This is a genomic window from Bacillus coahuilensis m4-4, from assembly GCF_000171615.1.
Taxonomy (GTDB): domain Bacteria; phylum Bacillota; class Bacilli; order Bacillales; family Bacillaceae_K; genus Bacillus_T; species Bacillus_T coahuilensis.
The window spans coordinates 22,160-28,702 of record NZ_ABFU01000047.1; the positions used below are offsets into that span (position 1 = coordinate 22,160).

Consider the following 6,543-nt stretch of genomic DNA (forward strand, 5'->3'; position numbering starts at 1 on the left):
TTTATCGTTTTGGCCAGAAAGGAAGGCGAGCCAAATCTTCTTTTTTTAGAACATCAAGCTGTTTGAGTAAGAATAAGTAAAGGATCGACATAACCATAATACTTACCAGAACTCGTATCACCTGATGGGTGTCAACCCATAGCCATTCGTATGTGAAATGTCCAGCAACCCCTGAAAGAATAATAGCGGTAAATGCGCCAATATATTCTTTTACATAAAAGGTAATGGAAATTTTCTTAACCATTGTAAAAAAGTGCATAAATGTTACGACCATTATTCCGACCACCATCGCTATCGCAGCTCCGTAAATTCCAAATGATGGCTGGGAGGCAAGGATAAATATAAGACCAATTTTTACTACCGCTCCAATTAAACTATTAATCATCGCGGCTCTAGCTAAATTTAAAGCTTGAAGTACTGCTTGTAATGGTCCTTGATAATAATAAAACAAAAAGAAAGGGGCAAGCAAAGAAATAAAGGGTGCAGCTTTTGTATTACCATACATTAATTCCATTAGTGGGTAGGCTAACACGTAAAGGATGATAACAGCTAGTCCACCTGAAACGAGTGAAAAGCGTAATGACTGCTGTAGTTTATATTCGACGGCCCTCAAATGTCCCAAAGCATAAGATTCACTTATAGCTGGTACAAGGGAGGTGGAGAGGGAAACCGTAATAAATGATGGTAAGAACAATAGTGGTAAGGCGTAACCGGTTAATAATCCATATTGACTTGTGGCCACACCGGCTGCTACACCTGCAATAGCTAAACTGTTAGCTACCACAATAGGCTCAAAAAACCAAGAGAGTGACCCAATCATTCTACTTCCTGTTGTAGGAAGCGCAATATTCATTAACTCATAAAATGTAGACTTCCCCCTTGCTATCGTTTTGAAAATAGAGCTCCGCAATGAAAAGGTCTTTTTCAGCTTGAACATGGTTAACATGTAAAGTAAGGATGCAAGCTCTCCAATGACAGCAGAAATCATCGCACCAGCAGCAGCAAATTCTATTCCATACGGTAGGAAATATCCTGTTAATACAGCAATAAGTCCAATTCGCACCACTTGCTCAATTACTTGTGAGATGGCAGAAGGCTTCATGTTTTGTCTACCTTGGAAATACCCTCTGAGAACAGAAGAGACAGCAATAATTGGAATCACTGGGGAGATGGCAATTAAAGGCCAATATGTTCGATTATCTGTAAAAACATGTTCAGCTAAGTAAGGAGCAAGAAGGATTAAAGCAGGGGTGAAGATAATGGATAATATCCCTGTCACACCGAGGGATACCGCAAGAATTTTCTTTGTTTTCCCTCGATCTCCTTTTGCTTCTGCTTCAGCAACATGTTTTGATATGGCAACTGGGAGGCCCAATTGTGTAATAGTGATAACTAGCACCAGGGTTGGAACGGCCATCATATAGAGTCCAACACCTTCTTCACCAATCATTCTTGCTAATACAATTCTATTGACAAACCCTAGCATGCGAGTGATAAAGGCCGCAGCCATTAATATCATCGTACCTTTCAGGAACTTAGACATAATATTCCCTACCTTCTCAAAATTACAGTTTTCATATACAATGAAATATATGCAAGAAGTAGGACAAACCATGACAAGTTTTCACAATTAGAGGAGGTAAGAGGGTGAAAATTCATCCCTATGAACATTTTCATGAATCTTTAGAACCTTTGCTTACAAGTAAAGCAGAGGAATTAAAACTATTTGGATATGGAAAGGTAACAAATGATCAGCTGTGGGATTTCCTTCAACTGAAAGTTTGGAAAAGCCAGTGGACGAACCTCGATTATCTCAGCTTGTGAATGATGTATTAGGTATAAAAGCAGGCGATTTTATGAATTTCAAAACAGTTGAAAGCTTCAGGTCGCCGAATTGGTTTGAAGATATTGATCAAAAAGAATTAGAAGTATTACTGTATGGGGTGGGAAATGAGGATTTGGACGACTGAACATGTCAATTCGGGTAATTTGTATGAATTTGTCTGAAAACAAATTGACACCCTTTTTTTCTACTTCATAATTAATTTATCATTGTCCATTCTGGTGATACGTGCCAGAATTTTGTTTTAGTAACACCTTACCGAATGAGGAGGATTTACATAATGGTTAAACGTAGTAGGATTGTAGCATTCCTATTAGTATTCATCGTACTGGCGGCTACAATTGGCACCACTTCAAGTAACATATTAAGCAATATTAAATTAGGTTTAGACCTTCAAGGTGGATTTGAAGTATTGTATGAAGTAAAATCCCTTGAAGACGGCGATGAAATTACAGAAAAAGTGGTATCTGATACGGCAACGGCTCTAGATAAGCGAATTAACGTTATTGGAGTAAGTGAGCCTAATATCCAAATTGAAAACAGTAATCGTATTCGTGTGCAGCTTGCCGGTGTAGAAGATCAAGCTGAAGCACGAGAACTTCTTTCAGCACAAGCGAATCTAACATTCCGAGATGTAAACGACGAAGTAAAGCTTTCAGGGAAAGATATTAAAGCAGGGTCCGCTACACAGGTATTTGATTCACAAACCAATAATCCGATTGTATCTGTGGAATTAAATGATCAAAAGAAATTTTATGAAGTTACTCAAGAAATTTATGCAAACTACCCTAACAATCAGTTAGTAATTTGGATGGACTTTGAAGAAGGGGATTCATATGCTGCAGAGGCAACAAAGGCTGAGCCTAAATTTATCTCTGCTCCAAACGTAAATGAACCAATCAATTCAAGCACTGTTCAAATTGAAGGTAATTTTACACTTGATGAAGCAAAGAATTTAGCAGAACTATTAAACGCTGGTTCCTTACCTGTTAAATTAGAAGAAATTTATTCTACTTCTGTTGGGGCAAGCTTTGGTGAAAAAGCACTTAATGAAACCATCTTTGCTGGTATGATCGGTATCGCACTGGTTTTCTTATTTATGCTTGTATTTTACCGATTACCAGGTCTGGTAGCTGTCATCACACTCTCAACGTATATTTACTTAATTCTTTTAGTATTTGACTGGATGAACGGTGTGTTAACACTACCGGGAATTGCCGCTCTTATTTTAGGAGTAGGAATGGCTGTCGATGCGAACATTATTACATACGAACGTATAAAAGAAGAATTAAAGATAGGTCGTCCTGTTGAAGGAGCATTCCAGGTAGGAAATAAAAATTCATTCATGACCATATTGGACGCCAATATTACAACGCTACTTGCTGGTATTGTCTTATTCTCTTTTGGAACTAGCTCTGTTAAAGGATTTGCAACTATGCTAATCGTCAGTATTTTACTGAGCTTTATCACTGCTGTATGGGGCTCTCGTATTCTTTTAGGATTACTTGTGAAGAGTAACTTATTAAATGGAAAGCCTGGATTACTTGGTGTGAAGAAAGAAGAAATCCGTCCTATTAGTGAAGGGTTAGATCCATTAGATTTAACAACAAAATTTGACCGTTTTGATTTTGTAGCAAAGCGAAAATTATTTTTCTCCATCTCTACTATTTTAATTGCTGCTGGGTTAGTCATTCTCTTTATTTTCAAACTAAACCTAGGTATCGATTTTGCTTCGGGTACGAGAATGGAAATTCTAAGTGAAAATGGTTTATCTCAACAAGAGTTAAAAGAAGAGCTAGAATCTATTGGAATGGAATCCGATAACATTGTGATTTCAGGGGAACAAAATGAAATTGGAGTGGTTCGTTATACAGATGATTTAGGTCAATCTGACATTAATGAATTAAAATCACATTTCAAAGAAATTTACGGTGCTGAGCCTAGTATTAGTACAGTATCACCTGTAATAGGAAAAGAGTTAGCACGCAATGCACTGTATGCTGTTGCCATTGCCTCAATCGGTATCATTCTATATGTAACGGTGCGATTTGAAATTCGAATGGCTGTTGCGGCAATTGTTGCCCTTTTACACGATGCATTCTTTATAATTGCTTTCTTTAGCTTAACTCGTTTAGAGGTGGATATTACATTCATAGCTGCAGTATTAACCATTGTAGGTTACAGTATTAACGATACAATCGTAACGTTTGACCGGATTAGAGAAAATCTTCAAAAGAAGAAGAAGCTTAAGAGTAATGAAGATATTGCGGAAGTTGTGAATGCTAGCTTACGTCAAACGTTAGCAAGATCTGTTGCAACAGTAATTACAGTAGTCTTTGCTGTAGTAGCTCTTATGTTATTTGGAAGTAGTTCCATTAGTAATTTCAGTATCGCTTTATTGGTTGGTTTAGTTTCTGGTACGTACTCTTCCGTATTTATCGCAGCTCAGCTGTGGTATGTATTGAAGTGTCAAGAGCTGAAGAAAAAAGGCACCATCAAAACGTTTAAAGAAAAGCGTGAATGGAGCGACGAACCACAGGTATAAAAAAATCCCGCTATCCGTAGCGGGATTTTTGCATATTTTCGTTCCAATGGAACATCATAATAGGAGATTATTTTGCAAAAACGTGATTCCCAATCACAACTGTGACTTGCTTTGAGCGTAACCATCGGTTAGTGGTCTTATCTGGATTATAGAAATAAAGTGACCCGCTACCTTGTCCACGATACGCTAAAGCTTCAGAAACAGCTCGCTTTGAATCAGCTGATGCAGACTCGTTAATTTTACCATTCTGTACAGGGGTAAACTGCTTATTTTGATAGATGACTCCTGTAATGGTATTAGGAAATAAGGAAGAATCCACTCGGTTTAAAATAACAGTGGCTACAGCAACCTTTCCTGCGTAAGATTCACCTTTCGCTTCAGCTTCTACTAATCTAGCAACTAAATCTTTTTCAGAAGATGTAATAGTAGACGGAATCTTAATAGACTGTCCAGGGTATATCAAAGTAGATGATGCACCGTTTGAGTTCATTAGTTCATGAACAGAGACACCGTAGGTTGAAGCAATTTTATAGTATGTTTCACCAGTTTTTACTTTATGAGTAGTGGATGCATGAGTTTGTAGAGAACCGAATAAGCAAATACAAGACATTGTTAGGATAGTAGCTAATTTTTTCATTGCATTACCTCCAATAAATTTCGTATGATTTGTTGTTGTTCGCTTCGACATATACAACCGTAACATGATAGATTAGTAGAATCATGGCATAATTATTTCCATTGACTAAATCTATAGAATAAAACCTGTGTGGATAGGAAAGAAGAAAATGAGAACTAAATTTTTGGGGATGTAATAAGTGGAATCATTTCCGTTTTAGGGTAAAATGAAGAAAAAAGAAGGGAGATACTATGGCACAAAATCAAGATCGCTTTAAACAAGGTGAAACCGCCGCAATTGTTGGGATAGTAGGGAATATATTACTCGCTATCTTAAAGTGGTGGGCTGGAACTGTGGGGAATAGCCGGGCTCTTATAGCAGATGCTGTACATTCCGCTTCAGATGTTGCTGGGTCATTTGCTGTCTATATAGGTCTTCGTGCAGCAAAGCAGCCACCTGACAAGGACCATCCATATGGGCATGGAAAGGCAGAGTCGATTGCTGCTATCATCGTAGCCGTTCTATTATTCTTAGTGGGATTTGAAATAGGAAAATCTTCAATCGAATCATTTTTTCATCCCTTGCAGCCACCTAAAATGGTTGCCATATATGTGGTCATCTTCTCCATCATTGTCAAAGAAGTTATGTTTCAATATAAATACAGATTGGGGAAACGAATTCATAGTGATGCATTAATTGTGAATGCATATGAGCACAGATCAGACGTGTTTTCTTCAATTGCTGCTCTTATAGGTATTGGTGCCGCCATTTTAGGTGGAGCACTAGACATAGAATGGCTAGTGTATGCTGATCCAGTAGCCGGGCTTTTCGTTGCGGTATTCATTTTGAAAATGGCATGGACTTTAGGGTCTGATAGTATACATACCACGCTTGATCATGTTTTACATGAGGAAGATACTCTAGAATTTAAGAAGATCGTAAAGAACGTTCCAGGTGTTCTTAAATTAGATCAGCTTCATGCTAGGGAACACGGTCATTATGTGATTGTGGATATTAAAGTCAGTGTGGATCCTCATATAACAGTTGAAGAAGGACATCGAGTAGGGAAAAACGTAAAAAAAGCACTAGTAGAATTAGATCAAATACAAAATGTTTTTGTACACATAAATCCTTATAATGAAGAAGACGAAGAAATATAATGATTGTAAAGGGGGAGAAGAACATGAAATTTCAATGGACTTTATTACTAGCGTTTATTTTTGCCCTTATCGTTGCGATCTTCGCAGTGGTGAACGTAGATGCAGTGGAAGTAAACTATATGTTCGGTACAGCCCAATGGCCACTAATCCTGGTCATTCTAGGAAGTGTATTAATGGGTGGATTCATTGTAGGAGCGGTTGGGATTGTAAAAGTATTCAATCTGCAACGTAAAGTAAAGCAAAAGAAAAAGAAGTGAGTCATTTACACACAAAAATAGAAGAATTAAGAAAAAAAAGCTATAGTAAAAGAGGAAGAGCCTCTCGCACAGGAGCAAGCAGTAGTGGAAGATAAAGAGACGCCATAAGGTGTCTTTTTTAG

Annotated in this window: 5 protein-coding genes and 1 pseudogene; 4 read left to right on the forward strand and 2 right to left on the reverse strand. The window is 37.7% G+C overall.

Annotation, left to right across the window (positions count from 1 at the left end):
• Position 1: 1 nt before the first annotated feature.
• Positions 2-1,543, reverse strand: coding sequence for a stage V sporulation protein B (gene spoVB, locus M44_RS12055; protein ID WP_010173934.1), 1,542 nt, complete (start codon positions 1,541-1,543; stop codon positions 2-4).
• Positions 1,544-1,647: 104 nt separating this feature from the next.
• On the opposite strand from spoVB, the gene M44_RS28270 reads away from it, so the two are divergent.
• Entirely contained in the window at positions 1,648-1,824 is a 177-nt protein-coding gene (locus M44_RS28270; RefSeq protein WP_010173936.1) for a post-transcriptional regulator, read from the forward strand.
• Positions 1,825-2,123: 299 nt separating this feature from the next.
• Positions 2,124-4,388 (forward strand): protein translocase subunit SecDF, encoded by a 2,265-nt coding sequence (secDF, locus tag M44_RS12065; protein ID WP_010173941.1) that lies wholly within the window; start codon positions 2,124-2,126, stop codon positions 4,386-4,388.
• Between the two features lie 67 nt (positions 4,389-4,455).
• Here the strand turns inward: secDF and M44_RS12070 are convergent, their stop codons facing one another.
• Positions 4,456-5,025: a cell wall hydrolase gene (locus M44_RS12070; RefSeq protein ID WP_010173942.1), complete on the reverse strand. Its 570-nt coding sequence runs from the start codon at positions 5,023-5,025 to the stop codon at positions 4,456-4,458.
• A gap of 230 nt (positions 5,026-5,255) precedes the next feature.
• Between M44_RS12070 and M44_RS12075 the strand changes: the two genes are divergently transcribed.
• Positions 5,256-6,164 (forward strand): cation diffusion facilitator family transporter, encoded by a 909-nt coding sequence (locus M44_RS12075; RefSeq protein WP_010173944.1) that lies wholly within the window; start codon positions 5,256-5,258, stop codon positions 6,162-6,164.
• 23 nt (positions 6,165-6,187) lie between these two features.
• Positions 6,188-6,418, forward strand: a pseudogene (locus M44_RS22805) (LapA family protein); the annotation flags it as partial.
• Between the last annotated feature and the right edge of the window lie 125 nt (positions 6,419-6,543).